At 69.7% G+C, this 25,389-nt stretch carries 21 protein-coding genes; 11 read left to right on the top strand and 10 right to left on the bottom strand.

The features are described from left to right. Positions 1-21 precede the first annotated feature (21 nt). Positions 22-4,560 carry a glutamate synthase large subunit gene (gltB, locus tag DWB05_RS08930; RefSeq protein ID WP_114377007.1) on the top strand — a complete coding sequence of 1,513 codons (4,539 nt, stop codon included), beginning with the start codon at positions 22-24 and terminating at the stop codon, positions 4,558-4,560. A gap of 44 nt (positions 4,561-4,604) precedes the next feature. Here gltB and DWB05_RS08925 read toward each other — a convergent pair whose 3' ends face one another. The 8 genes from DWB05_RS08925 to DWB05_RS08895 all read right to left on the bottom strand — a co-directional run bounded on the left by DWB05_RS08925 (position 4,605) and on the right by DWB05_RS08895 (position 11,485). After that, on the bottom strand, positions 4,605-5,378 hold the full coding sequence (locus DWB05_RS08925; protein ID WP_114376853.1) for a competence/damage-inducible protein A: 774 nt from the start codon (positions 5,376-5,378) through the stop codon (positions 4,605-4,607). Further along, a complete protein-coding gene (locus DWB05_RS15225; protein WP_114376852.1) occupies positions 5,375-6,385 on the bottom strand; it encodes a bifunctional GNAT family N-acetyltransferase/(deoxy)nucleoside triphosphate pyrophosphohydrolase in 1,011 nt (336 codons plus the stop codon). The genes DWB05_RS08925 and DWB05_RS15225 overlap by 4 nt, the downstream gene beginning before the upstream one ends. Next, complete coding sequence (argJ, locus tag DWB05_RS08915) at positions 6,366-7,595, bottom strand: bifunctional glutamate N-acetyltransferase/amino-acid acetyltransferase ArgJ (protein ID WP_114376851.1); 1,230 nt, start codon at positions 7,593-7,595, stop codon at positions 6,366-6,368. Before argJ ends, DWB05_RS15225 begins: the two co-directional genes overlap by 20 nt. Positions 7,596-7,625: 30 nt before the next feature. Next, on the bottom strand, positions 7,626-8,465 hold the full coding sequence (locus DWB05_RS08910) for a peptidylprolyl isomerase (protein ID WP_114376850.1): 840 nt from the start codon (positions 8,463-8,465) through the stop codon (positions 7,626-7,628). Between the two features lie 93 nt (positions 8,466-8,558). Next, positions 8,559-8,972 (bottom strand): hypothetical protein, encoded by a 414-nt coding sequence (locus DWB05_RS08905; protein ID WP_114376849.1) that lies wholly within the window; start codon positions 8,970-8,972, stop codon positions 8,559-8,561. 1,006 nt (positions 8,973-9,978) lie between these two features. Then, positions 9,979-10,830, bottom strand: coding sequence for a UbiA family prenyltransferase (locus tag DWB05_RS08900; RefSeq protein ID WP_157967142.1), 852 nt, complete (start codon positions 10,828-10,830; stop codon positions 9,979-9,981). Continuing rightward, on the bottom strand, positions 10,796-11,164 hold the full coding sequence (locus DWB05_RS14670) for a hypothetical protein (RefSeq protein WP_157967141.1): 369 nt from the start codon (positions 11,162-11,164) through the stop codon (positions 10,796-10,798). Before DWB05_RS14670 ends, DWB05_RS08900 begins: the two co-directional genes overlap by 35 nt. Before the next feature lie 33 nt (positions 11,165-11,197). Then, on the bottom strand, positions 11,198-11,485 hold the full coding sequence (locus tag DWB05_RS08895; RefSeq protein ID WP_114376847.1) for a hypothetical protein: 288 nt from the start codon (positions 11,483-11,485) through the stop codon (positions 11,198-11,200). Between the two features lie 391 nt (positions 11,486-11,876). On the opposite strand from DWB05_RS08895, the gene secA reads away from it, so the two are divergent. Beyond that, on the top strand, positions 11,877-14,624 hold the full coding sequence (secA, locus tag DWB05_RS08890; RefSeq protein ID WP_114376846.1) for a preprotein translocase subunit SecA: 2,748 nt from the start codon (positions 11,877-11,879) through the stop codon (positions 14,622-14,624). A gap of 54 nt (positions 14,625-14,678) precedes the next feature. Here the strand turns inward: secA and DWB05_RS08885 are convergent, their stop codons facing one another. Further along, positions 14,679-14,888: a hypothetical protein gene (locus DWB05_RS08885; RefSeq protein WP_114376845.1), complete on the bottom strand. Its 210-nt coding sequence runs from the start codon at positions 14,886-14,888 to the stop codon at positions 14,679-14,681. Positions 14,889-15,078: 190 nt separating this feature from the next. Here DWB05_RS08885 and DWB05_RS08880 point away from each other — a divergent pair, with 190 nt between their 5' ends. The 9 genes from DWB05_RS08880 (at position 15,079) to DWB05_RS08840 (ending at position 24,602) form a co-directional block, all read left to right on the top strand. Then, positions 15,079-16,104, top strand: a complete 1,026-nt coding sequence (locus DWB05_RS08880; protein WP_114376844.1) for an extracellular solute-binding protein — start codon at positions 15,079-15,081, stop codon at positions 16,102-16,104. Between the two features lie 157 nt (positions 16,105-16,261). Beyond that, a complete protein-coding gene (locus DWB05_RS08875) occupies positions 16,262-17,080 on the top strand; it encodes an ABC transporter permease (protein ID WP_114376843.1) in 819 nt (272 codons plus the stop codon). Beyond that, the gene (locus DWB05_RS08870) at positions 17,077-17,883 is read left to right on the top strand and encodes an ABC transporter permease (RefSeq protein WP_114376842.1); all 807 of its coding nucleotides are present in this window, start codon (positions 17,077-17,079) and stop codon (positions 17,881-17,883) included. Before DWB05_RS08875 ends, DWB05_RS08870 begins: the two co-directional genes overlap by 4 nt. Beyond that, positions 17,880-18,908: an ABC transporter ATP-binding protein gene (locus DWB05_RS08865; RefSeq protein ID WP_114376841.1), complete on the top strand. Its 1,029-nt coding sequence runs from the start codon at positions 17,880-17,882 to the stop codon at positions 18,906-18,908. Before DWB05_RS08870 ends, DWB05_RS08865 begins: the two co-directional genes overlap by 4 nt. Positions 18,909-19,005: 97 nt before the next feature. Beyond that, positions 19,006-20,001 carry a TAXI family TRAP transporter solute-binding subunit gene (locus DWB05_RS08860; protein ID WP_114376840.1) on the top strand — a complete coding sequence of 332 codons (996 nt, stop codon included), beginning with the start codon at positions 19,006-19,008 and terminating at the stop codon, positions 19,999-20,001. Positions 20,002-20,059: 58 nt separating this feature from the next. Further along, positions 20,060-21,001 carry a DMT family transporter gene (locus DWB05_RS08855; RefSeq protein ID WP_198669119.1) on the top strand — a complete coding sequence of 314 codons (942 nt, stop codon included), beginning with the start codon at positions 20,060-20,062 and terminating at the stop codon, positions 20,999-21,001. Positions 21,002-21,042: 41 nt separating this feature from the next. Then, positions 21,043-22,086, top strand: a complete 1,044-nt coding sequence (locus DWB05_RS08850; RefSeq protein ID WP_114376838.1) for an aspartate-semialdehyde dehydrogenase — start codon at positions 21,043-21,045, stop codon at positions 22,084-22,086. Positions 22,087-22,185: 99 nt separating this feature from the next. Beyond that, the gene (locus DWB05_RS08845; protein ID WP_114376837.1) at positions 22,186-23,865 is read left to right on the top strand and encodes a diguanylate cyclase domain-containing protein; all 1,680 of its coding nucleotides are present in this window, start codon (positions 22,186-22,188) and stop codon (positions 23,863-23,865) included. Beyond that, the gene (locus DWB05_RS08840; protein ID WP_232818476.1) at positions 23,865-24,602 is read left to right on the top strand and encodes a class II aldolase/adducin family protein; all 738 of its coding nucleotides are present in this window, start codon (positions 23,865-23,867) and stop codon (positions 24,600-24,602) included. The genes DWB05_RS08845 and DWB05_RS08840 overlap by 1 nt, the downstream gene beginning before the upstream one ends. Before the next feature lie 241 nt (positions 24,603-24,843). Here the strand turns inward: DWB05_RS08840 and DWB05_RS08835 are convergent, their stop codons facing one another. After that, the gene (locus DWB05_RS08835; RefSeq protein WP_114376836.1) at positions 24,844-25,374 is read right to left on the bottom strand and encodes an ankyrin repeat domain-containing protein; all 531 of its coding nucleotides are present in this window, start codon (positions 25,372-25,374) and stop codon (positions 24,844-24,846) included. Positions 25,375-25,389 lie beyond the last annotated feature (15 nt).

Raw genomic sequence — 25,389 nt, 5'->3', positions numbered from 1 at the left:
GGAACGACGACCATGGACGGCATGATCCGCGAAACGGGTGACGACTTCGTCTCCGCCTGGTCGGACAATGCGGCGCGCCTGGCGCGCGCCGGTGTTGATCTCACCGAACACGATTCCTGCGGTGTCGGACTGATCGCCGCCATCGACGGCAAGCCCTCGCGCGCGGTGGTGCAGGCCGGCATCGATGCGCTGAAGGCGCTGTGGCACCGCGGCGCGGTGGATGCCGACGGCAAGACCGGCGACGGCGCAGGCATCCACGTCGAGATTCCGCACGACTTCTTCGCCGAGGCCGTGGTGCGCGGCGGCGACCGGCTGAAGCCCGGGCCGATCATCGTCGGTCAGGTGTTCCTGCCGAAGACGGACCTCTCGGCACAGGAACGGTGCCGGCAGATCGTCGAGACGGAGGTGCTCGCCTTCGGCTACGGCATCTACGGCTGGCGCCAGGTGCCGATCGACGTCTCCTGCATCGGCGAGAAGGCGAACGCGACACGGCCCGAGATCGAGCAGATCCTGCTGTTCGACCCGCAGCAGCGTGCGATCGACACCATCGAGCGCGATCTGTACGTGATCCGCCGGCGTATCGAGAAGGCGGCGATCGCCGCTCAGGTGCCCGATCTCTACATCTGCAGCCTCTCGGCCCGCTCGGTCATCTACAAGGGCATGTTCCTCGCCCAGGCGCTGACCGAGTTCTACCCGGACCTGCTCGATCCGCGCTTCGTCTCGCGCTTCGCGATCTATCACCAGCGCTATTCGACCAACACCTTCCCCACCTGGCGTCTCGCGCAGCCCTTCCGCATGATCGCGCACAACGGCGAGATCAACACGCTCGCCGGCAACGTGAACTGGATGAAGAGCCACGAGACGCGGCTCGCCTCGCCTCTGCTCGACCCCTATCTCGACGACATCAAGCCGGTGATCCAGGCCGGCGGGTCCGACACCGCGATCCTCGACAACGTGTTCGAGCTCCTGGTGCGCGCGGGGCGCGACGCGCCGATGGCGAAGGCGCTGATGATTCCGGAGAGCATCGGCAACAACGCCACCATGCCGGAGGCGCACCGGGCATTGTTCCTCTACTGCAACGCCGTGATGGAGCCGTGGGACGGCCCGGCGGCGATCTGCGGCACCGACGGGCGGTGGGTGATCGCCGGCATGGACCGCAACGGGCTTCGTCCCATGCGTTACACCATCACGCAGGACGGGCTGCTGGTCGTCGGTTCCGAGACCGGCATGGTGAAGCTGCGTGAGGACGAGATCGTCCGCAAGGGACGGGTCGGCCCCGGCCAGTGCATCGCGGTCGATCTCGACGAAGGCAAGTTCTACGACGACACCGCGCTCAAGGACATGCTCGCCGCGCGGCGGGACTTCCGCGCTTGGGTCAAGCGCACCACCCACCTCGATGCGCTGATCAAGGCGGAAGCACAGGAACCCGTTCGCCTCTCCGGCGAAACCCTGCGCCGCCATCAGGTCTCGGCCGGGCTCTCGCTCGAGGAGCTCGAGATGATCCTCCACCCGATGGTGGAGAACGCCGACGAGGCGGTCGGCTCGATGGGCGACGACACGCCGCTCGCCGTGCTGTCGGATCAGTACCGGCCGCTGTCGCACTATTTCCGGCAGATGTTCAGCCAAGTCACCAACCCGCCGATCGATTCCTTGCGCGAGACGCGGGTGATGACGCTGAAGACGCGCCTCGGCAATCTCGGCAACATTCTGGATGAGGACCCCTCGCAGTGCGACATGCTCGCCCTCGAGAGCCCCGTGCTGACGAACGCCGAGTTCGAGGCGATGCGCGCCTACATGGGTGCCTCCGCGGTCGAGGTCGACTGCACCTTCGACCCCGCCGAGGGCGAGGCCGGGCTTCGCCGCGCCATCGACCGCATCCGTCGCGAGGCCGAGGAGGGCGTGCGCGCCGGCGCCGCCCACGTCATCCTCACCGACGAGCGCGTGGGGCGCGATCGCTGCGCGATCCCGATGGTGCTGGCTGCGGGTGGCGTGCACACGCACCTCGTGCGCCAGTCCTTGCGCACCTTCACGTCGCTCAACGTGCGCTCCTCCGAAGCCCTCGATGTTCATTCCGTGGCCGTGCTGATCGGTGTTGGGGCGACCACGGTCAATCCGTGGCTCGCGCAGGAGTGCATCGCGGATCGCCATCGCCGCGGCCTGTTCGGCGACATGCCGCTCAAGACGGCGCTCGCCCGCTACAAGAAGGCGCTCGACAAGGGCCTGCTCAAGATCATGAGCAAGATGGGCATCGGCGTGCTGTCGTCGTATCGCGGTGGGTACAATTTCGAGGCGATCGGGCTGTCGCGCGCCCTCGTTGCCGAGTTCTTCCCCGGCATGCAGAGCCGGATCTCGGGCATCGGCCTCTCCGGGATCGCGCGCAAGGTCATCGCGCTGCACCGCAAGGCCTGGGCGGAGGAGGCGGTCACGCTCCCTGTCGGCGGGCTCTACAAGCTTCGCCGCTCCGGCGAGGCGCACGCCTTCGCCGGCAACCTGATCCATCTGCTTCAGCAGGCGGTGGCCACGGACAGCTACCAGACCTACAAGCGCTACACCGAGGCCGTCCGCAAACTTCCGCCCATCGCGCTGCGCGACCTGCTCGACTTCAAGACCGAGGGCCGCAAGCCGATCCCGGTGGAGGAAGTCGAATCGGTGACGGAACTCCGCCGCCGCCTCGTCTCGCCCGGCATCTCCTTCGGCGCGCTCAGCCCCGAGGCGCACGAGACGCTGTCGATCGCGATGAACCGGATCGGTGCGAAGTCGGATTCGGGCGAAGGCGGTGAGGACCCTGCGCGCGCCAAGCCGCGGCCGAACGGCGACAACGCGAACTCGGCGATCAAGCAGGTGGCCTCGGGACGCTTCGGCGTCACCGCCGAGTACCTGAACAACTGCCGCGAGATCGAGATCAAGATCGCGCAAGGTGCCAAGCCCGGCGAAGGGGGCCAGCTGCCGGGGTTCAAGGTGAGCGAGGTGATCGCCCGGCTTCGGCACTCGACGCCGGGGATCGCGCTCATTTCGCCCCCACCGCACCACGACATCTACTCGATCGAGGACCTCGCCCAGCTCATCTACGACCTCAAGCAGATCAACCCGGATGCCCAGGTCTGCGTGAAGCTGGTGGCGCGATCGGGGATCGGCACCATCGCCGCCGGGGTGGCGAAGGCGATGGCCGACGTGATCCTGATCTCCGGCCATGTCGGCGGCACCGGCGCGAGCCCGCAGAGTTCCATCAAGTACGCGGGCTCGCCGTGGGAGATGGGTCTGTCCGAGACGCACCAGGTGCTGATGCTGAACCGGCTTCGCCATCGCGTGAAGCTGCGCACGGATGGCGGCATCAAGACCGGACGCGACGTGGTGATTGCGGCGATGCTGGGGGCGGAGGAATTCGGCATCGGCACCGCCTCGCTGATCGCCATGGGCTGCATCATGGTGCGGCAGTGCCACTCCAACACCTGCCCCGTCGGCATCTGCACGCAGGACGAACGGCTGCGCGCCAAGTTCGAGGGCACGCCGGAGAAGGTGATCAACCTCTTCTCCTTCATCGCCGAGGAGGTCCGCGAGATCCTCGCCTCCTTGGGCTTCCGCCGCCTCGAGGAGGTGGTCGGCCGCACGGACCTGCTGAAGCAGGTGTCGCGCGGGGGCGAACATCTCGACGACCTCGACCTCAACCCCCTCCTCGTGCAGGCCGACCCGGGGCCCTACGCGCCGTACTGCACGCTACAGGGACGAAACGAGGTGCCGGAGACCCTGGATGCCCAGATGATCGCCGACGCCGCCCCGCTCTTCCAGGACGGCGAGAAGATGCAGCTGCAGTACAACATCCGGAACACCTACCGCGCGATCGGTGCCAAGCTCTCCTCCAAGATCGTGCGTCGCTTCGGCATGAAGGGGTTGGCACCCGGCCACATTACGGTGCGGCTGCGCGGGTCGGCGGGGCAATCGCTCGGCGCCTTCGCCGTGCAGGGGCTGAAGCTCGAGGTGTTCGGCGACGCCAACGACTATGTGGGCAAGGGACTGTCGGGTGCCACCATCGTCGTCCGCCAAGCTCCGTCCTCCACCCTGCGGTCGAACGAGAACACCATCATCGGCAACACCGTGCTGTACGGCGCGACCGCGGGCTACCTGTTTGCCGCTGGCCAAGCGGGCGAGCGCTTCGCCGTGCGCAACTCGGGGGCGATCGCCGTTGTCGAAGGCTGCGGGGCGAACGGCTGCGAGTACATGACGGGCGGCACCTGCGTCATCCTCGGGGCGGTCGGCGACAATTTCGCCGCCGGCATGACCGGCGGCATGGCCTTCGTCTACGACCCCGAGGACGTGTTGCCGAAGCGGATCAACCCCGAGCACGTGCTGTGGCAGCGGCTTACGCATCCGCACTGGGAGGGGGTGCTGCGCGACCTGATCGCCCGCCACGTGACGGAGACGAACAGCCGCTTCGCCGCGTCCTTGCTCAACGACTGGGAGCGCGAGCGCGACCGGTTCTGGCAGGTCGTGCCGAAGGACTTCGTGCGGTACTTGCCGGTGCCGCTCGCCACCGAGCGGGAGCTCGCCGCGGCCGGCGACTGAGCGAGAAGCGAGGGGGCGAGGGCGGCGCGGGAGCGTGCCCCCCTTCATGCAGGTGGCGGTTCGCCCTCTCGGGGTTCGAAGCCGAAGTCGCGGAACATCGCGCTGACGGCAGCGATCGCGGCATCCACCGCCGCGCGGTCGGTGCCGCGCGCGACGATCGCGACCCCACCCGGGTCGCGGTAGAACGGATAACTGCCGATGGCGACCGTCGGGTGCTCGGCCTGAATGGCGGCAAGGCGCTTTGCGATCTGTCCCTCAAGCGCGCCGATGGCGTGTACCGTGCGGCTCACCGTGGGCGGCCCGCCCGCCAGCGTCGGTGCCACCGCCTCGAACATCGACTGCATGATGCGCGGCACGCCGGCGAAGACGAACACGTTGCCGATGCGGAACCCGGGCGCCGCCACCGCCTCGCAACGCACGAGCGTTGCCCCGCGCGGCATCATCGCCATCCGCTGGCGGGCTTCGTTGAACTCCACGCCGCGCTTGGCGTAGTCCTCGGCAAGAATGCGCCAAGCCTCCTCGTTGCGCTCCCACGGCACGCCGAAGGCCGCCGCGATGCTTTCCGCGGTGATGTCGTCGTGGGTGGGGCCGATGCCACCCGTGGTGAAGACGTAATCGTTGCGTGCGCGCAGCTCGTTCACCGCGCGCACGATCGCCTCCCGCTGATCCGGCACCACGCGCGCTTCGACCAGGCGAATGCCCAATTCGCCCAGGCGTCGCGCGAGATAGGGGAGATTCGAGTCGTGCGTTCGGCCCGACAGCACCTCGTCGCCGATGATGATGATCGCCGCGGTCGGGCGCGGGTCGGGCGTGGTCACAGGTAATCCCTCAACATGGCGACGAGCGGCACGTCGGCTGGCGGCATGGGATATTCGGCGAGCCTGTTCGGCTTCACCCAGGCGAGCTCCTGCCCCTCGAGCGGCTTCACCACACCGCGCCAGCGCCGGCAGAGATAGAGCGGCATCAGGAGGTGGAACGTTTCGTAGGCGTGGCTTGCGAAGGCGAAGGGGGCGAGGCACGAGGCGGCGACGTCGATGCCGAGCTCCTCGGCGAGTTCGCGGATCAGCGCGGCCTCGGGCGTCTCGCCTTCGCGCAGCTTGCCGCCCGGAAATTCCCAAAGTCCGGCGAGCGCCTTGCCCTGCGGGCGGCGGGCGAGGAGGACGCGGCCGTCGGCATCGATCAGGGCAACGGCGGCGACGAGTACGAGCGGGCGCGCCACGCCGGGTGCGCCGGCGCCGAAGCCCGCGGCACGCAGGGCGTCCGCGCGGGTGAGGCGGAACCAGCGCACCGGGAAGGCGCCGCCGCGGGAGAGGAAGTCGTGTTCCGCCTCGTGGGTGAAGCGAAAGCCGAGCCGTTCCAGCACGCGCACGGAGGCGTCGTTGTCGTCGGCGACGTAGGCGACGAGTGTTTCGAAGCCGAGATCATCGAAGGCGTGGCGAACGAGACGCCCCGCGGCCTCGCGGGCATAGCCCTGGCGCCAGAATGGGCGCCCGATCCAGTAGCCGAGCCGCGCCGTTCGCGCCTCCTCGCGCGTGAGCGCCGCCACCCCGATCGGTCGATCGTCCTCGCGCGTGGCAATGGCGAGATGCCAGGCGCGTCCCGCCGCGCGATCCTCCGCCGTGCGCGCGATCCACGCCTCGAGCTCGGCGCGCGGATAGGGAAAGGGAACGGCGCCGAGGTGGCGTGCGACGTCCCAGTCGTTGATCAGGCGGTGCAGGAGGGCAGCATCGTCGGCGCGGATCGGGCGCAAGCGGAGACGGTCGCTGACGAGCGCCGCCCCTTGCTCCGCCCGCGGCTGCAGCACGTCAGCTCCGGTAGCTGCCATTGATGTCGATGTAGCCGTGCGTCAGATCGCAGGTCCAGACGGTGGCGCGGCCGCGGCCGAGGCCGAGATCGACCGCGATCGCGATCTCGCGCCCCTTCATGTGCGCAACCACCGGCGTCTCGTCATAGTCGGGCACGACCGAGCCGTCGCGCGCCATCCACACCCCGCCGATGGCGACCGAAAGCCGGTCGCGATCGGCGGGTTCCCCCGCCTTGCCCACCGCCATCACGATGCGGCCCCAGTTCGCATCCTCGCCGGCGATCGCCGTCTTCACCAGGGGCGAGTTGGCGATGGCAAGAGCCACGCGCTTGGCCGAGCGCGGCGAGGTTGCGCCTGAGACGTCGATGCGGATCAGCTTCTGTGCCCCTTCGCCGTCGCGCACCACGGCGAGGGCGAGATCCTGCAGCACCTCGTTCAGGGCGCGGGCGAAATCGCGCAGGAGAGGGCCCCCTTGCGCCGGCACGCGCGGGTGTTTCGCCTGGCCGGTGGCGAACAGCAGCACCGTATCCGAGGTCGAGGTGTCGGAATCGACCGTGGTGCGGTTGAACGAGCGCTCCACCCCGCGCGCGAGCAGGCGCTGCAAGGCGGGGGCGGGAATCTTCGCGTCGGTGGCGAGGAAACAGAGCATGGTGGCGAGATCGGGCGCGATCATGCCGCTGCCCTTGGCGATGCCGGCGATGGTGACGGCCGTGTCGCCGATGCGCGCCGTGCGCACCGCTCCTTTCGGGAAGGTATCGGTGGTCATGATCGCCCGCGCGGCACGCTCCCAAGCATCCGCCGTCAGACTTCGCGCCAGGTCGGGCAGGACGGCCTCGATCTTCTCGACCGGCAAGAGCTGGCCGATGACGCCGGTGGAGGCGAGGAACACCTCGCGCGGGCGGCAGCCGAGAAGGTCGGCGGCGGCGCGGGCGGTGCGGTCGCACGCTTCGCGGCCGAGCCGGCCGGTGAAGACGTTGGCGTTGCCGGCATTGACGACGAGAGCCCGCGCGCGGCCCGCGGCGAGGGCGGCGCGGCACCAGTCGATCGGCGCGCCGGGGCAGCGGTTGCGCGTGAACACGCCGGCGACCGCGGTGCCCGGGGCGAAGGCCATCATCATCACGTCGTCCCGCCCGCGGTAGCGGATGCCGGCGGCGGTGGCGCCGAGGGTGACGCCGGCGATCGGCGGCAGGGGGGGGAGCGGGACGGCGAGGGGCGAGACGGCGTTTGCCATCGGGGGCAGGCGGGCGAAGTGGGCGCGGGGTCAGCGCAGCGGCGAGCCGTCCAGGCCGAAGCGTTCGATGCGGGCGGCGGCGCGCAGGCGTTCGATCAACGCCTCGGCCGCCTCTTCGGCGGCGGCGCGACGGAGGTCCTCCCGCGCCTCCTCGAAGCTGGGGCGGGGCTGTTCGCGCCGTTCCTCGACCTTGATCACGTGCCAACCGAACTGCGTGCGCACCGGGGCGGGCGAGACCTGGCCGGGGGCGAGGGCGAAGGCGGCCTCGGCGAAGGCCTCGGGCATCTCGTCGCGCTTGAAGAAGCCCAAATCGCCACCTTCCGCCGCGCCGGGGCCGCGGCTCCTCTCCCGGGCAAGGGCGGCGAAGTCCGCTCCGCGGGCGAGTTCGGCCAGCACGGCGCGCGCTTCCGTTTCGGTGGCGAGCAGGATGTGGCGGGCGCGCACCTCGGCCTCAGCCGGCTTGTCGGCGATCTCGCGGCGGTAGCGTTCGCGCAGCACCTCGTCGGTGACCTTGGCGTCGATCTCGCGCGCGATCAGGGCCTGCTGGATCAGCCGATCCTCCAGCCGGGCGAGTTGGCGGCGCAGTTCCGGCGCCTCGTGCAGGCGTTCGCGCCGCCCCGCCTGGGTGACGACCGTTTCGCTGATCAGCTGGTCGATCAAGAGAGGGTAGAGGATCTGCGGCGGCATGCCCTGGAACTGTTCGGGCAAGCGGCGGGCGGCTTCGGTGACGTCGGAAAGTCGGATTTCGGTCCCGTCCACGCGCGCGACGACGGGGTCGGAGGCGGTGGGCTGCAGTTGGGCCGGGGCGGGGCTTCCGGCAGCGAGGAGGATCGTCGCCACCAGGGCGGCGAGCGCGGCGTGTCGGGGCATGGGAACGGCTCTCGGGTTGCGGCGCAGCGGCGGGATCATGGGCCCGCGCGGGGCACGCCGCAAGCGCGGCAGAGGACGCCTCGGAGGCGGGGCTTATGGTTCGGCGCCGACGCGGTTGATGCGGGCGATGAGGGTGGCGAGGTCGGCGGCCTCGCGGAACCGGGCGATGTTGTGTGGGCCGCCGACCAGGACGAAGGCGAGGGCGAGGGCAGTGGCGGCGCGGCGCCAGGGCCCGGCGAGGGCGAAGGCGACGATGGCGGCGAGGGAGGGCACGGCATGCGCCACGTAGAGGAGGACGATCTCGCCCCAGACCAAATGGAATGCCGTGTGGAAGAGCAGAAAGCCGATCGCGGCGACGGCAACGTCGCGGCGTGGCGAGCGGGCCGCGGAGACGACACCGAGCACAGCGAGAGCGCCGAAGCACGCCGCGGCGAGCATGCCGCTGACGCCGAGCGACAGGAGCGGCGCCGAATCATAGTCGACGATGGCCGGAGAGTATGGCGGCAAATAATTGTTGTTGCGAAGTTGGGGGGCGGCGCGACGACCGTGTAGATCAGGAGGGCTGCGATACGATCAGATAGCGAAAAGGGATAAGGCTTGTTCCATGCTCGGGGGCTGCTTCCGGCAGCTCCAAGGTCGTGTGTGAACACAAGCAGGTGTTCTTTGATCAAGAAAAAAATTTTTGAGCAGCGAAGACGCAGCGAGTGATGTCAATTGCGCAGTCCAAAAGAAATTCAAGGTGGCAAGAAGGGAGATGCCACCAAATGTTACTACGATCGCACGGCTCCAGCCGAGCCGAAGGAGCGCAGAAATCCCGCCACTGACGGCGTTGGTGATTGTCATGCTGCCAGAAAGACAATCTATGAGGACCCATGTCACAAAGTTATTTGAGCCCGTAATTGCTAACACAGAGAAAGGCAGAGCAATTGTCGGTATGGACAATGCAAAATGTTCGATGGCGCTCGCCCAATGCGTGAACGCCGCCGTCGCTGCGGCCGTCGCGACAGTCAGGGCGGCGGCAAACGGAGACGCACCGACCCCACGTGCCGTCCATGCCATGAGCACGGCCGAAAGCGTAGCCGAAGCGCTGAGCAAGGCTCTGAGCGACAACCCGATCGGAAGGCCCGCGTGGCGGGATACGGCGCCTCCGAACCACGTGACCGCCCCGTACAGGGGGTGGACCACGTTGCTCGTGGCAGCCGGGACGGACCCCACGACCCAAAATCGAAGGGTGAAGGGTATGTCCGACTCGAAATAGACATTGACGGATGTCAACTCCGCCGAGAGTGAAGTATCACGCATCGATCCGGAGAGTAGCCAAACGAGGACCGCCACGAGCGCGGATGTGGCAAAGGAAAAGACATTGAACAGGGAGTTCAGGCCAATTCTTCCTGTTTGCATTCGGTGCTCCGCTCACTTCGATGCTGCGGGACAAGACCAGATCGCATGCTGAACGCTGGCTTGCGGTAGGAGATCGAATCCGGCAGCCGAGATCTTGGCGGAAAGCCTACGCTCAGACGGCGATCGTCGATGCGCTCGTCAGGCCCGACCGGGCAGAAAGGAGCAGGACCACGGCCGCCGCGACCACCAGCCAACTCACCCAGTCCTTCGCCGCGTAGACGATCGGATCTTCCAGCATGTGGCCGCGGGCGGTGGAGAGCCACATCCGGCAGAGCCAGAACAGCGCGAGTGGACCAAGACCAAACAGGAGGAGAGGAGAGGGAAAGCGCTCCTCGGCGGTGGCGGACTGCATGAACAGGGCAAGCACGATCGCGGCCGAGAACGCGGACGCCACCCCAAACAGGGCGAGCATCTCACGATCACCGCCCATGTAGCCGCGTCGCGCGACGTATCCGTTGCCCTGCCGGGCCCCCAGTTCGGCGACGCGCTTCATCAGGGCGAGGCCCAGGAAGAGGAAGCCGGAGAAGGCGAACAGCCACTTCGACACCGGATGGCCGCTGGCCGCCCCGCCCGCGATCATGCGCAGGCCGTAGACGGCGGAGAGGGTGAAGACGTCGACCAGCGGCAACGTCTTCAACACGGCGGAAGAGAGGCTCGAGGCGGCGCCATAGAGGACGAGGTGCGGCAGGACGTCGAGCAGGGCCGCGACGAGGATGGCGACCAGGCCGAGGACGGGCGCGAGCGCTACGCCCCAGGACAGCGGCAGCGCGCCGGAGGCGAACGGGCGATGGCGCTTCGTCGCATGCGACCGGTCGGCGTCGAGGTCGGTGAGGTCGTTGACCAAGTAGACTGCCGAAGCGGCGGCACAGAAGGCGAGGAAGGCGCCGATGGCAGCCAGCCAGAACAGTCGTCGAACTGGCCGGCAGCGATCAGCGGCACGAAGACGAGCAGGTTCTTCGACCACTGGTGTCGCCGGAGCGCGCGCACTGCATGGCGCAACGCTTCGCCGCGACCATCGTCGAACCGAGCCTCGACAGCAACCGAGGGCGAAGGGGAGGCGGCCGGCGCGCCGCCGGGCCAACCAGCACGGCGGCTCCTGCCTGCCGCCAGACCGCGGCGCCCGCGGCGCTGTCCCCGGCATAGGAGAAGCCCCTTTCGCCGAACCGGGCGACCACGGCGGCCGCCTTCGCCGAACCCTCGAGGTTGTGCTCCGTGCCGGACGCGATCACCTCGTCGAACAGGCCGAGATGGTCGGCGATCGCATGCGCGACCCGTTCGTTCGCCGCCGTCGCCAGCACGAGCCGACGGCCGCCCCGCTTCTGCTCCGCGAGCTAGGCGAGGAGTGACTGGTGGTACGGCAGGCGCGACCGGTGGACCGGCGCACGCTCCGCCACCGCCGCCTTGAACGCGGCGCGCCCGCGTGCCAGCGCCAACGCCGCCTGGGCGAGGCGCCGGCCGAGACCAAGGCGGACCAGCCCCTCGACGAGGATATTCGTGCGCAGCAGCGTGCCGTCGAGATCGACACAGAGCGGGAGGCATACGGCGTTGGTGAGCGGTACGGCCGAAGGTTCGACTTCGTCCGGCCTCCCTTTCGCGAGCGATAATGCGCCTGCAACCATGCCGCGAGAATCCCAATCATAACTCGTCACTTGCGAGGTGCCCTATGCACGCTGACCTGCTAAGCAACCTTTAAGAAGGGGACGGGACGAAAAACAATGAGCATCTTACTTTCGCTCTGGTAAAGCAGATTGGTGGGCAGGGCGCCTACAGTCGTCCGTGATTGTGGCGCGCCCGAATGGCGATGGCGGTGTCGCCCATTCCGGTCGCCGTCCGTCTTCGCCGCGGCGTAGCGGAGCCGTGCATTGACGCTGCCGGGGAAGCGCGACTAAGCACCCGACGTGCCGCTCGGCCCGACGCCCGAATGGCGATCGTCGGGGCCGCCGCGACGTGATTGCCATCGCCGGCCCGACGGCGGATGAGACCGCACGCAACCCGAGGACGCCTGATCGCATGTTCGCCCGTCTCGCCCGCGCCATCCTCGGCACCCAGAACGATCGCGCGCTGAAGGCCTATCGCAAGCGCGTTCCCGCCATCAACGCGCTCGAACCCAAGATGGCGGCGCTGAGCGACGCCGAACTCGCCGCGCAGACCGTCCGCTTCCGCGAGCGGCTCGCACAGGGCGAGACGCTCGACGACCTGCTGCCCGAGGCCTTCGCCACCGTGCGCGAGGCGGCCAAGCGCACCCTCGGCCAGCGCCACTTCGACGTGCAGCTGATCGGCGGCATGGTGCTGCACGAGGGCAAGATCGCCGAGATGAAGACCGGCGAAGGCAAGACGCTGGTCGCCACGCTACCGGCCTACCTCAACGCGCTCACCGGCAAGGGCGTGCACGTCGTCACCGTCAACGACTACCTCGCCCGTCGCGACGCCGAGTGGATGGGCCAGATCTACCGCTTCCTCGGCCTCTCGGTCGGCGTCATTGTGCACGGACTGACCGACGAGGAGCGCCGCGCGGCCTACGCCTGCGACATCACCTACGGCACCAACAACGAGTTCGGCTTCGACTACCTCCGCGACAACATGAAGTACCGCTTCGAGGACATGGTGCAGCGGGACTTCCACTACGCGATCGTGGACGAGGTCGACTCCATCCTCATCGACGAGGCGCGCACGCCGCTCATCATCTCCGGGCCCGCCGACGACTCCTCCGAACTCTACCGCCAGGTCGACGCGGTGGTGCGCGAGCTCGTGCGCGATGCGGGCACTTACGAGAAGGACGAGAAGTTCCGCACGGTGACGCTGACGGAGGACGGCACCGAACGCGCCGAGCGCATGCTGCGCGAGGCGGGCATCCTGCGTGAGGGCAACCTCTACGACGCGGCCAACATCACCATCGTGCACCATCTCAACCAGTCGTTGCGCGCGCACACGCTGTTCCGCCGCGACGTCGATTACGTGGTGCGACGCGACCCGCGCGACGGGGTCGACAAGATCGTGCTGATCGACGAGTTCACCGGGCGCATGATGGAGGGCCGCCGCTACTCGGACGGTCTGCACCAGGCGCTCGAGGCGAAGGAAGGCGTGCCGGTCCAGCCCGAGAACCAGACCCTCGCCTCGATCACCTTCCAGAACTACTTCCGTCTCTATCCCAAGCTCGCCGGCATGACCGGCACGGCGGCGACCGAGGCCGACGAGTTCCTCGAGATCTACAACCTCGCCGTGGTCGAGATCCCGACCAACCTGCCGGTGATCCGCAAGGACCACGACGATGAGGTCTACAAGACCGCGCGCGAGAAGTACGAGGCGGTGATCAGGCTGATCGAGGAGTGCCGGGCGAGGAACCAGCCGGTGCTGATGGGCACGACCTCGATCGAGAAGAGCGAGCAGGTGAGCGCGCTCTTGAAAAAGCGGAACATTCCGCACCAGGTGCTGAATGCGCGCTTCCACGAGCAGGAGGCCTACATCATCGCCCAGGCCGGCGCCCCCGGCGCGGTGACGGTGGCGACCAACATGGCCGGCCGAGGCACGGACATCCAGCTCGGCGGCAATGCCGAGATGCGCATCCGCCTCGAGCTCGCGAACATGCCGGACGGGCCCGAGAAGGAGGCGCGGGCGGCCGCCATCCGCGAAGAGGTGGCGCGCAACCGCGAGATCGTGAAGCAGGCCGGCGGTCTCTATGTCGTCGGTACGGAACGCCACGAGAGCCGACGCATCGACAACCAGCTGCGCGGCCGCTCTGGCCGCCAAGGCGATCCGGGCGAGTCGAAGTTCTTCCTCTCGCTCGAGGACGACCTGATGCGCATCTTCGGCTCGGACCGCATGGGCGGCATGCTCGAGCGGCTCGGGCTGAAGGAGGGCGAGGCGATCGTCCACCCCTGGATCAACAAGGCGCTCGAGAAGGCGCAGAAGAAGGTCGAAGCGCGCAACTTCGACATGCGCAAGAACCTTCTCAAGTACGACAACGTGATGAACGACCAGCGCCGCGAGGTGTACGCGCAGCGGCGCGAGTTCATGAAGGCGAACGACGTCTCCGCCACCATCGTCGAGATGCGCCACGAGGTGATCGAGGACATCGTCGCCAAGCGCATCCCCGAGAACGCGATGCCCGAACAGTGGGATGCCGCCGGGCTGAAGGCCGACGTGCAGCGACTGTTCAACCTCGACCTGCCGGTCGAGGACTGGGCGAAGGAGGAAGGCATCGACGACGCCGACATCCGCGACCGCATCGTCAAGGCGGCCGATACGCTGATGGCGCGCAAAACGGCCGAGTTCGGCCCCGACCTGATGCGCCAGATCGAGAAGTCGGTGCTGCTGCAGATGCTCGATCAGGTGTGGAAGGAGCACCTCCTTCTGCTCGATCATCTGCGCCAGGGGATCGGGCTTCGCGCCTACGGCCAGCGCGACCCCCTGAACGAGTACAAGCAGGAAGCCTTCGTGCTGTTCAACCAGATGCTGGCGCATCTGCGCGAGCGCGTGACCGCCCTGCTCGCGCGAGTCGAACTCGCCCCGCCCGCCCCACCACCCGAGCCGATCCTGTTCTCGCGCGGCGTGCACGAGACCAGGCTCGATCCGGGTGAGGCGGGCGCGCTCGAACCAGCGGAGGGCAATGGCGGCACGGCGGTGCTGACGCGGCCCGCGCGAGCGCGGCAGACGCGGGTCGATCCCGCCGACCCCTCGACTTGGCACGCCACGCCGCGCAATGCGCCGTGCCCCTGCGGGTCGGGCAAGAAGTACAAGCACTGCCACGGCAGGATCTGACCCAAGGCGCGAAAAAACCGCGCGCGGGCGGCAGCGTAAGAGGCCTCGTGGGGTTCAGCGCGCTGCGGTCGGCTCCGCCTTCGGCTCCGTGCGGCTGGCACTTGCCGATCCCGGCTCGGCCGCCGAGGCGCACGTCGCCGCGTCATCCTGCGCGGGTGAAGCCGTGGCGCCATGAATCACCGTGGTCCGCTGCGGCAGCCGATACGGCGCGCCGAGCAGCGTGGCGGCCAAGGTCTCGGCGAGCGGGCGGTGAACGAAGGTCATGGCGAACTCCGCTGACACGCCCCGGTTGTGCAACACCAAGCGTTGACCGCCGATGAAGGGCCGATGACGAGACGCTGACATCCGCGCCGAGACATTCGCGCTCGCGCGACTTCATCATTCCGTCACGAAAGCGCAACGCGGCTGTCGCGCTCGCCGGCTAGGCATGCGGCGTCGCCACAGGAGATGCCCCATGCGTCGCCGCGCGCTGCTCGCCGCCCCCGCCGTGCTCGCCGCTGCCTCGGCCCTGCGCACGCCCGCTGCTGCGCAGGGCAATCGCGCCGTCTGCTACAACTGCCCGCCCGAATGGGCCGACTGGGCCTCGGCGCTCCGCGCAATCCGCGACCGGCTCGGCATCATCATGCCGCACGACAACAAGAACTCGGGCCAGACGCTGGCCGCGCTGATCGCGGAGAAGGCGAAGCCCGTCGCCGATGTCGCGTATTTTGGCGGCAATTTCGGTCCGCGTGCGGTCGAGGCGGGGGTGCTTGCGCCCTACTTCCCGAAGCTGATCGAGGAGGTGCCCGAGGGGATGAAGGACCCTCAAGGGTACTGGTTCGCCATCCACTCCGGCACCCTGGGCCTCTTCGTCAACACCGAGGCGCTCGGGCGGAACGTTCCGGTCCCGTCCGGCTGGCAGGACCTGCTCGACCCCCGCTATCGCGGCAAGGTGGGCTACCTGAACCCGGTCTCGGCCGCCGTCGGCCAGGTGGGTCTCTTCGCCGTCAACCTCGCCCTCGGCGGCTCCTACGACGACTTCAGCCCCGGCATCCGCTTCTTCGCGCAACTGAAGGCGAACAATCCGATCATCCCCACTCAGACGGCCTACGCTCGCGTCGTGTCCGGCGAGATCCCGATCCTGTTCGACTACGACTTCAACGCCATGCGCGCGCAGTTCACCGACCGTGCCCCTTGCCGTTTCGTGCTGCCGAAGGAAGGCACGATCAGCTTCCCCTACATCATGGGCCTGGTCGCGAACGGCCCGAACCCCGAGAATGGCAAGCGCGTGCTCGACTTCACCCTCTCCGACGAGGGGCAGCGGATTTGGGCGAACGCCTATCTCCGGCCCGCGCGCCCGAACGTCGCCCTGCCGGCGGAGGTCGCCGCGCGCTTCCTGCCGGCCTCCGAGTACGCCCGCGCCAAGCCCGTGGACATCGCGCGCATGGTCGCCACCCAAGATGCGGCGGTCGCGCGCTACCGCGCGGAAGTCGGCGCCTGAACCGTTCCCCGACCACACCGTTGCGCCATCGCCACGCTCCCGTTCCGGCATGATCGCGTTGTTCGACGAACTGCCCCCCCTGCCGCCCGTTCGCCGGCGTCGTCCGTTCCTGCGCAGGCTTTCCGCCCGCTTCCGCCGCCGTCGCTGAGCCCCCGCGATGGGCCGCGACCGGCTCGCCCTCGCTCTCCTGGTCGCCCCGGCGATCGCCTTCCTCGCCGCCTTCTTCCTCCTGCCCCTCGCGCTGATGCTGCGCACCGGCGCGACGGGGCCCGAGGGCTGGGCGACCTACGCGATCATCCTCACCGACGACCGCTACCTCGCGAGCCTCTGGAAGACGGTGGCGCTCGCGGCCTCGGTCACCGCGGCCACCCTCGTCATCTCCGGCATCGCCGGCGTGTTCCTGGCGCGGAACCGGTTCCGCGGCCGGAGGCTGCTCACCGCCTTCCTCACCCTGCCGCTCGCCTTCCCCGGTGTGGTCATCGGCTTCATGGTGATCCTGCTCGCCGGCCGGCAGGGCGTGATCGGCGAAGTGACGCTCGCGCTCACCGGCGAGCGTCTCGTCTTCGCCTACTCGCTCGCCGGGTTGTTCGTGGGCTATCTCTACTTCTCCATCCCGCGCACGGTGCTGACCGTGATGGCGGCGGCCGAGAAGCTCGACCCCGCGCTCGAGGAGGCGGCACGCTCGCTCGGCGCCTCGCCGTGGGCCGTCGTGCGCGACGTGATCTTGCCTGGGCTCAAGGGCGCCTTCCTCGCCGCCGGCGCGATCTGTTTCGCCACCGCCATGGGTGCGTTCGGCACCGCCTTCACCCTGGCGACGCGCATCGACGTGCTGCCGATGGTGATCTACGCCGAGTTCACCGTGGGGGCGAACATCGCGGTCGCCGCCGCGCTTTCCTTCCTGCTCGGCGCCATCACCTGGGCCGTGCTCGCGGCCGCGCGCACGGCTGCGGGTGGTGCGGTGGCGGCGGCGGGATGACGCGTCGTCGCGGCGCGGGGTTCGCGGCGGGCCTCGCGTTCACGGTCCTCGTCGCGGTCTTCCTCATCTTTCCCGTCGTGCTCTCCGTGCTCGCGGGCGTCACGGTGAACTATCAGCGCGGCATCATCGCGAGCGGCGTCACTCTCGTCTGGGTCGAGCGCGTGCTCGACCTTTACGCCCACACCATCGGGCTTTCGGTCGGCATCGCGCTCGCCACGCTGGTCTCGACCCTTCTGCTCGGCGTGCCGGTCGCCTACGCGCTGGCGCGTCATTCGGGGCGGGTCGCGCGGCTCGCCGAGGAGGCGTTGGTGATCCCCGTGGCCATCCCCGGCATCGCGACCGGCCTCGCGCTCATCCTCGCCTGGGGGGCGGTGGGGGATTTCCGCACGCATTGGAGTTTCATCCTGGTCGGGCACGTGTTGTTCACGCTCCCCTTCATGGTGCGATCGACCCTGGCCGTGATGCTGGCAGTCGATCTCCCGACGCTCGAGGAGGCGGCGCGCTCGCTCGGCGCCGGGCTTCTCGCCCGGTTCCGCACCGTCGTGTTGCCGAACGCCGCCCCCGGCATCCTGGCGGGCAGCCTGATGGTCCTCACCCTCTCCTTGGGCGAGTTCAACATGACGCTGATGCTGCACACGCCCTTCACCATGACTCTGCCCGTGGGGCTCGCGGACTCCTACGCCTCGATGCGGCTCGAAATCGGCTCGGCCTTCACCCTCGTCTTCCTCATCCTCCTCATTCCCCTGCTCGTCGCCCTCCAGTGGGCCTCCGACCGCGCCTTCGGTCTCGCGCCGACGCGATGAGTATCGCCGTCGACCTTCGCGCCTGCGCCTTCACCCACGCCGACGGCACGCGGGCGCTGCTTCCCACCGATCTCGCCATCAACCCGGGCGAGACGCTCGCCGTGCTCGGCCCTTCTGGCTGCGGCAAGACCACGCTGTTGCGCCTCATCGCGGGCCTTGTCCGGCCCGATCGCCCCGGGCGCGTGCTGTTCGACGGCCGCGACGTGACGGACACCCCGATCGAGCGGCGCAACGTCGGGATGGTGTTCCAGTCCTACGCCCTCTTTCCGAACCTCGACGTCGCCGGCAACGTCGGCTACGGCCTCAGGCTGCGCAACGTTCCCCGCGCGGAACGGGAGGCGCGCGTCTCCCGCTGGCTTGCGATGATGCGCATCCCCGAACTCGCGCACCGCAGGGTCGATCAGCTCTCGGGCGGCCAGCGGCAGCGCGTGGCACTCGCCCGCGCCCTCGCGGTCGAACCCGCGGTGCTGCTGCTCGACGAACCGCTTACGGCGCTGGATGCCAAGCTGCGCGAGGAGTTGCGCGTCGAACTCGCCGGCCTGTTGCGCGAGCTCGGCATCACCGCGGTCTTCGTCACCCATGACCAGGCGGAGGCGATGGCGCTCGGCGATCGGGTGGCGGTGATGCGCGCGGGGCGGGTGGAGCAGGTGGGCGCGCCCGAGGAGATCTACCGCCGCCCCGCCACGCGCTTTGTCGCCGAATTCGTCGGCACGCTGAACGTGCTGGCGGGCGAGGTGCGCGACGGAAAGCTGCATCTCCACGGCGGCAGCCTGCCTGCGAACGGGCTCGCGCCGGGTCCCGTCCTTGCCGCCGCCCGCCCCGAGGAGCTCCGCCTCGACCCCGAGGGCACGCTCACGGGGCGGGTCGAGGCGGCGTTCTTCCTCGGCGATCGCGTCCGCGTCGTGGTCGCGGGGGCGGCGGCGGGCCCGATCACGCTGGAGACGACCGGCGCCTCTCCTCGGCCGGGCGACGTGGTCCGGCTTTCCGCCGTGCCACCTGCGCCCTGGAGGCTGCCGGATGCGTGAGCCCCCTTTCCCGGGCGGCTCGGTTCGCCCAATCTGTGCGCTGGGAAACACGATCCGGCGGCGCACCGCCCGCCGCTCTCTCGAGGGAGGTCACGCCATGGCGATCAACCGCCGCACGCTGCTCGTCTCGTCCGGCCTGCTCGGTTCGGGGCTCGCCGCCCCTGCCGTGTGGGGCCAGCCGCGCAACCCCACCTGGCCGCGGGCCCTCACCATGGGCACGGCCGCGCCGGGCGGCACCTACGCCATCTACGGCCCGGCCTGGGGCCAGCTCGTCCAGGCGGCGACGGGGGTGAACATCAGCTACCGCACCACCCAGGGCCCGAACCAGAACATCGTGCTGCTGCAGACGCGGCAGATCGAGCTCGGCATGGTCACCATGGGGGTCGCCCTGCAGGCCTGGGAAGGCACGGGCGAGTGGACGCAGGGCAACCGCTTCCGCGACATCCGCGCCCTCTTTCCGATGTACGACACGCCGTTCCATGCGGTCGCCCTGGCGCGGTCGGGCATCTCCGACCACAGCCAGCTGAACGGCCGCTCCGTCGGTGTGGGGCCGCGCGGCGGCACGCCGGGCACCTATTATCCGCTGATCCTGCGCACTCTCGGCGTCACACCCTCCGCGATCCGGTTCGCTTCCGCCTCCGACCTCACCGGGCAGCTCGCCGACGGGCTGCTCGACTGCTTCTGCTTCGCCGCCGGCGCGCCGATCCCGTCCTTCAGCGAGATCGAAACGAGCCAGCAGGTGCGCATCTTCGGCTTCACCGACGCTCAGGCCGAAACCATCACCAAGGCGATGCCGGAGCTCTCCAAGGGCACGATCCCGGCCGGCACCTACCGTTCGGTTCCGGGGCCGATGACCATCGTCGGCATGTTCAACTTCGCGGTCTGCCACCGCTCTCTGCCGGAGGATCTCGTCTACGAGATCGTCAAGGCGGTGATGACGCAGAACGCGGCGATGGTGCAGGCGGTGGCGGCGGCGCGCGAGACGGTGCCGGAGAACGTGGGCAAGAACAGCTTCCTGCCCTTCCACCCCGGGGCGGCGCGCTGGTTCCGCGAGAACGGCCACCGCATCCCGGACAACCTGGTCGCCGCCTGATCGGGTTCGGGGCCGGTCGCGCTCGGGCTGGCCCCTTTTCCCCGGCGTGTCCGGTTTCGTGCCCCGCCAAGCCGGGGCCTCGTCCCGCGAGGCGATCCTCGGCTGGGCCGCGCTCGTCGCCGCGGTGGCGATCTGGGCCGGCTGGGCGGTCGGCACCCGGTTCCTTTTCCTCGAGGCGAGCCTCGGCACGGCCGACATCGTCGCGCTGCGCTTCCTGGTCGCGGCAGGGCTGATGGCCCCGCACGCGCTGCGGCGGGGGCTGGCCCTGTGGCGGGTCAAGCCCGTGGCTCTCGCCGGCGTGGTGCTCGGCTCCGGTTTTGCTTTCTCGCTGTGCAACACGGGCGGGCTCGCCTTCGCCCCTGCCGCGCACGGGGGAGCGATGACGAGCCCGCTCGGCGCCGTGTTCACCGGTTTCCTCGCCTGGGCGCTGATCGGCGAGCCGCTGCCGCGACGCCGCCTCGCCGGGCTCGCGCTGATCGCGGCGGGGGCGGCGGCGATCGTGCTGGCGAGCCTGGATGGGATTTGGGGGCTGCAGGCCTGGATCGGCCACTTGCTGTTCACGGCGGCAGGGCTTCTCTGGGCGGCCTACACGGTGGCCGTGCGGGGTGCGCGCGTCGGCGTGCTCGATGCGGTCACGCTCTCCGTCGTCGGTTCGGCCGTCGCGTTTTCGCTACCCTATCTCCTCCTCGTCGGCCCCCGTTTTCTTGCCGCGCCGCCTTGGGAGGTGGCGGTGCAGGGCCTGCTGCACGGCGTGCTCGGCGCGACCGTCTCGGTGATCCTGTTCAACCGGGGCTTGGTTCTGGTCGGGGCGACGCGGGCGGCGGCGGTCGGCGCCCTGACTCCGACCTTGACCGCGGTGTTCGGCATCATCGCCCTCGGCGAGGTGCCGTCGCTGATGGAGACCGCCGGCATCGCGATCCTCACCCTCGGCGTCATCCTCGCCTCCGCCCTGCCGCCGGCGCAGGCTCGGCCGCTTGCACCGGCCCCGCCCCGCCCCTAACAGTCGCGCGGTTTCGGCCGGGTGGGACGGAGGAGCGGGCGATGGGCTATCGGGTCGCTGTGGTCGGGGCGACGGGCGCGGTCGGGCGCGAGATGCTGAAGACCCTCGCCGAGCGCAACTTTCCGGCCGACGAGGTGGTCGCGCTCGCCTCCGGCCGCTCCGCCGGGCAGCCGGTGAGCTACGGCGAGCATCGCACGCTGACGGTACGCAACCTCGAGACCTTCGACTTCCGCGGCATCGACATCGGCCTGTTCAGCCCAGGTGCTGCGGTCTCGGCCGAACATGCGCCCCGTGCCGCGGCCGCCGGCTGCGTGGTGATCGACAACACCAGCCACTTCCGCATGGAGCCCGACGTGCCGCTCGTGGTGCCGGAAGTGAACCCTCAAGCGCTCGCCGGCTTCCGCAAGCGCAACATCATCGCCAACCCGAACTGCTCCACCATCCAGATGGTGGTGGCGCTGAAGCCCCTGCACGACCTCGCGCGGGTCAAGCGGGTGTCGGTGGCGACCTACCAGTCGGTCTCGGGTGCGGGCAAGGAGGCGATGGACGAGCTCTACGCCCAGACCAAGGGTGTCTTCGTCAACGACCCCGCGACGCCGCAGCAGTTCACCAAGCCGATCGCGTTCAACGTCATCCCGCACATCGACCGCTTCCTCGACGACGGCGCGACCAAGGAGGAGTGGAAGATGGCGGTGGAGACGCGGAAGATCCTGGATCCCGACATCGCGGTGATCGCCACCTGCGTGCGCGTTCCCGTCTTCGTCGGCCATGCCGAGGCGGTGCATGTCGAGTTCGAGCGCCCGATCACGGTGGCGGAGGCGCGCGAGGCGCTGCGGCGCGCCCCGGGGGTGAGCGTGGTGGATCGCCGCGAGGACGGCGGCTACGTCACCCCCATCGAGGCGGCCGGCGAGGACGACGTCTTCGTCTCGCGCCTGCGCAAGGACCCGACCGTGCCGAATGGCCTCGCCTTCTGGTGTGTGGCCGACAACCTGCGCAAGGGGGCGGCGCTGAACGCGGTGCAGATCGCCGAGGCGTTGATCGCGCAGGGCCTCCTTGCCCGCGAGCGCGTGCGGACGGGTGGCTGACGCGGTATTAGCGCCGCCGGGGCGGCGGCACGGAGCGGCCTTCGCCGATCGTTAACCGGAGGGTCGTTTCATTCTCCCGACTCGGTCGGGGAGAAGGGCGTGATCGACGCACGGGGTTCAGGCCGTCTGGGCGGCGTCGGGTTGGCGGTGGCGGGGCTCATTCTGCTCGCCCTGTTGCCGACCCTCCTGCTTGCGTGGTGGTTCGCCGCCGCTTCGCGCGACGAGGTGGTGTCCCGCGCCGCCGACCGGCTGGCGCAGGGGGCCCAGCTCGGCTCAGGCCTCTATGGCCAGATGTTGCTCGCGGTCGAACGCAGCCTTGCCGTCGAGCCGACGCTCGTGTCCCTGGCGTCCGGGGATCGGGCCTCGTGCGAGGCGCTGTTGCGTCGCGAAGTCGATTCCCATCCCTTCGTCATGAGCTCTCTCCTGCTCGGGCGGGACGGGCGGGTGATCTGCTCCTCCTCCGGGCGCGGGCACGGCATCGACCTGTCGGATCGGCCATACATCCAACGGGCGCGCGAACAGGACTCCCTCTCGGTGGGCGAGCCCCTGGTGGCGCGCACCGCGGCCATGCTCGTGCTGCCGGTGGCACGCCGCCTCGGCCCGAGCGCCGCTCTGCCCGGCCGGGGAGACGAGCCCGCGATCATCGCCGCCGCCCTCGACATCGACGGTCTGGCGCGTCGCTTGGGGGAGATCGTCACCGACCCCTCATCGCTGGACGACCCCACCATCGAAGTGTTCCTCGTCGATCGCGACAACCGCATCGTGGCGGCGTGGCCGGACCGGAAGCGAAAAGGGCAGACCATCGCTTTGCGGCCCCATCGCGACGGTGGCGCCCCGGTTCAGATCATGCGGGAAGAGGGCGGCACGAGCCTGATCGCCGGTCTCACTCCGCTGCTCACGGGCGGGATCCGCATTGTTCTCACTGAGCCTCTCGAAGTGGTGACGAAACCGGCGAATGCCCGGTTCCGCGATGTGCTTGCGCTGATGATCGGCGTCGCGCTCCTGGGCGCCGGGTTGTCCGTTCTCGCCGCACGGCGCGTGGTTGTCCTGCCCCTGCTCGCCCTTGCGCGCTCGGCCGAGGAGGTGGAGGAGGGAGGCCGACCGACCGCCCTGCCGCGCGGGCCCCTGTTCGGCGAACTCGAGACGTTGCGCCGCGCCTTCGCCCGCATGGTGGACGAGATCCTCCGCCGTGAGGCGTCGCTCTCCGAGATCAATCGCCGGCTCGCCGATCTCGCCCAGCGCGACCCGCTGACGGGCATCGCCAACCGTCGCGCTTTCGACGCCGCCCTCGCCCAGGCCTGGGAGCGGGGGCGGCAGACGGGGGAACCCTTCGGCCTCCTCATCATCGACGTCGATCACTTCAAGTGGTTCAACGACACCTACGGCCACCTGGAGGGCGATCGCTGCCTCGTCCGTGTCGCCCACGCGCTCTCCGCCTTGCCGCTCCGCCCGAACGACCTGGTCGCGCGTCTCGGCGGCGAGGAATTCGCCATCCTTCTGCCGGGGGCGGACGCCGTAGGCGCGGCAAAGGTCGGCGAGCGAGCGCGGTCAGCCGTCGCCGACCTGATGATCCTGCACGAGCGGTCGCCGCACGGTGTCGTCACCGTTTCGGTCGGTGCCGCGGCCGCGGTGCCGACCAGCCTCGGCGATGCCAAGGCTCTGCTTGCCGCCGCCGATCGCGCGGCCTATGCCGCCAAGGCGGGAGGACGGAATCGCGTGGTGATCGACGGGATCGATAGCGCGCAGCAGGCGCGACCGGCTGTGCTGGAGGTCCGCTGATGGCGGGCTCCCTCCTGCTGGACTTCGGCATCGGCAGAAGGCGGAACGCGTCGCACATGTCGGAACGACGGGAAGCTGAGGAGGCCCTGCGGCGCGCGCTGGTGCGCGCCTGCCATCGCCTGGCGGAACTCGGGCTCACACAGGGCACTTCGGGCAACGTGTCGGTACGGCGCGACGGCGGCCTGCTCATCACCGCCTCCGGCGCCCCCCTCGGCGCCTTGGCCGAGGACGACGTGGTGGCGATGCGCGAGGACGGCTCGTGGCGAGGGGCGGCGCGGCCGTCGACGGAGTGGCGCCTGCACCGCGACCTGCTGGCGGCGCGCCCGGAGATCGGCGCCGTCGTCCACACGCACTCGACCTACGCGACGGCGCTGTCCTGCCTGCGTAGCCCGATCCCGGCCTTCCACTACATGGTGGCGATCGCAGGTGGGACCGACATCCCGTGCGCCACGTATGCCACCTTCGGCACCGAAGCGCTGTCGCAGGCGGCTTTGCGCGCGCTCGAAGGACGCATGGCGTGCCTGCTCGCCAATCACGGCGTGGTCGCGCTCGGGCGCGATCTCGAGGAGGCGGTCGCGCGGGCGCACGAGGTGGAAATCCTCGCCAAACAATACGCTGTCGTGCGCAGCGTCGGCGCGCCGGTCCTGCTCGATGAGGCGGAGATGGCGGAGGTGCTGCGCCGCTTCGCCGACTATGGCCGGCGCGGCCGCGACGAGGAGGGCGGTCGGCCTCGCTAGGCGCGGCATCGCCCGCTTGCTGCGTCCTGCGCGGTTCGCCGCACGGGGGTAGGGAGGGGTTCCTTCGCGGGAGCGTCGCGCCGGGCGGCCGGCCAAGGCACGCTGACTTGGGGTCAGTGCCGGCAGCCAGTGCGGCCGGGCCGCTTGCCGCTGAGCGGGGACCTCAGGGCGGCTCGCATCGCCGAGACGCGATCCATTCGTCCGAGCCAGCGGGATGATGGAGTGATCGACGCGCTGCGGCTCAGCCGCGCGGCCGATCCGCTGCCGGCGGCCTCGCCCCCGCGGGGCGGCCGGCATCGAAACCGAGGAACCCGGCTTCGGGCACGGGCGCACCGCCATCGCCACGCCACAACGGCGCGGTGGGCACGGCGGCGGCCGGCGCAGGGGTCACCGGCACTGGCACGGGCCGGGCCTGCCCACGTCCCGCCACGGGCGGGATGGGTGCCGGCGCGCGCGGCGCGGCGGGCTCGGGCGGTTGCGCCCGGGTCGGCGCCCGCCCGAGCGACATGAGGAAGAAGGCGATGTCCGTCTGGCCGAGATCGAGTGCCAAGTCGAGCGGGGTGAGGCCGAGCACGTTGCGCGCTGCGATGTTGGCCCCGGCGGCGACGGCGGCCCGCACCTCGTCGAGGTCGCCGAGATTGATGGCATCGAACAGCGCCTGCGTCGGGTTGGTGGGCGCCTGGTGCGGTTCCGCCCGTTGCTGGGCGGCGGCGGGGCCGATGGCGGCCGCGAGGGCAAACAGCAGGGCGATCAGGCGAGAAACGGTGCGCATGGCGCGACCCTAGAG

It is taken from the genome of Elioraea thermophila (ex Habib et al. 2022), from assembly GCF_003336755.1.
GTDB classification, from domain to species: Bacteria; Pseudomonadota; Alphaproteobacteria; order Acetobacterales; family Acetobacteraceae; genus Elioraea; species Elioraea thermophila.
The sequence above is the reverse complement of the archived record's forward strand: the minus strand, read 5'-3'. Positions and strand labels throughout refer to the sequence as shown.